The organism is Corynebacterium gottingense, assembly GCF_003693265.1.
GTDB classification, from domain to species: Bacteria; Actinomycetota; Actinomycetes; order Mycobacteriales; family Mycobacteriaceae; genus Corynebacterium; species Corynebacterium gottingense.
Genome location: NZ_RDRE01000131.1, coordinates 1 through 1,461 on the forward strand (window position 1 = coordinate 1; position 1,461 = coordinate 1,461).

Annotated in this window: 1 protein-coding gene; it reads right to left on the bottom strand. The window is 57.5% G+C overall.

Annotated features, from left to right (window positions below; genetic code table 11):
• Positions 1-68: 68 nt before the first annotated feature.
• Positions 69-1,256, bottom strand: coding sequence for an IS481 family transposase (locus EAW56_RS12205; RefSeq protein ID WP_122086825.1), 1,188 nt, complete (start codon positions 1,254-1,256; stop codon positions 69-71).
• Between the last annotated feature and the right edge of the window lie 205 nt (positions 1,257-1,461).

Here is a 1,461-nt window from a genome sequence, read left to right on the forward strand (position 1 = left end):
CTCAGTCGCGACATGGTGGACAAACCGGTGCCTCGGTTTTTATTTTTCCGAGGCACCGGTTTTGTGTTTTAGGTCAGTGGGGGTTGGCCTTTTCGCCAGTATGGTTTTTGGTAGTTGCGGGATGTGTCGATGTAGTGCTCGGCGATGATTTCGCCGGTCTCTTTTAACGATGTGGTGACGTGGTTGTCGGTGATGACCATCAGGATGGGCTTGCCGCCGTAGGCGCGTCCGATGCCTAGGTGGTAGAGCTTTCCGGCATAGCGGATGGTGACTTTGCCGTTGACACCGACGATGTCGTTGCGGGTGCGCCATTCGTCATTAGGGGTGTCCGTGGGTTGAGCTTTGGCTCCGGCGGTGTAGGCCTGTTCCGGTGTGCGGCGTCCGAGTGCTCGATGAGGCCTTTCTGCGTTGTAGTACCCAGCGAATTCGTCGAGTTGTTGTTGCAGCTGGGAGATTGTTTCTGCTGGTGGTCGTGCTTTGATCCAGCGTTTGAGCGTCTGGTGGAATCGTTCGATCTTGCCTTGAGTCTGTGGGTGCCCAGGTCGGCCATTTTTCTGTTGAATGCGGTGGTGATTAAGGGTTTTCTCGAAGGCGTTGCGACCTCCTTTCCGGCCGGCGAGTCGTGCTGTAAAAACCAATCCGTTGTCGGTAAGCGTGGATGCTGGCGGCCCATAGGTGTCGATGAGGTGCTGGAGCTGTTCTGCCACTGCAGTGCCCGTAAACGCGTGCTGGGCGGTAATTGACAGCAGGTAGCGGGAATGGTCGTCGAGGAAGTCGAGGACTTCTACACGAATGCCGTCGGCGAGGAAAAGGTGGGTAATGTCGGCTTGCCAGCACTCATTGGGCATTTCGGCTTCGAAGCGGATGTAGGAGCTTCGTGGCTTCTTCTGGGGCTGTGGGGTAACCAGGCCCGCGTTGGTGATGATGCGGCGGATGGTGGAAGTTGATGGGACTCGCTGACCCTGTCGTTGAAGGTGGAAGGCGATGGTGTCTGGGCCTGCGTCGAAACCGGCCCTGGTCAACTCTTTGCGCATTTCGATGATGTGTTTACGCAGGTTTTCGGGGATGGCTTGGGGGTGGGTGTGTGGTGCGCGGGATTTCGGGGCGATCGCTTCAGGCCCGCCGGCGTCGAAGTCGGCGAGGATTCTGTAGACGCGTTGGCGGGAGATCCCGAATCGTTTGGCGACTTTGGCAGCTGGTTCGCCTTGGTCTCGTACGGCCTTAACGATCGCGAGGTTGCGGTTGGGGCTGTTCATTTTGTCAACAATGTCCCGACTGATCCCCGTGTGGCTTCACGCCACGCGGTTGCTGGTCGGTGTCAACTATGTCGCGACTGAGGTGTCAACCATCACCCTAGGTGGTTTTCTTGGGCTAAGTGTCAACCATGTCGCGGCTGACCTGTCAACCATCAGGAAGGTTCCCCCAGGCACGCCGTGTCAACTATGTCGTGACTTCGGACAC

What these genes read in the sequence shown, in the direction of transcription:
- EAW56_RS12205 (WP_122086825.1), bottom strand. Translation starts at nt 1,256, where the DNA reads ATGAACAGCCCCAACCGCAACCTCGCGATCGTTAAGGCCGTACGAGAC.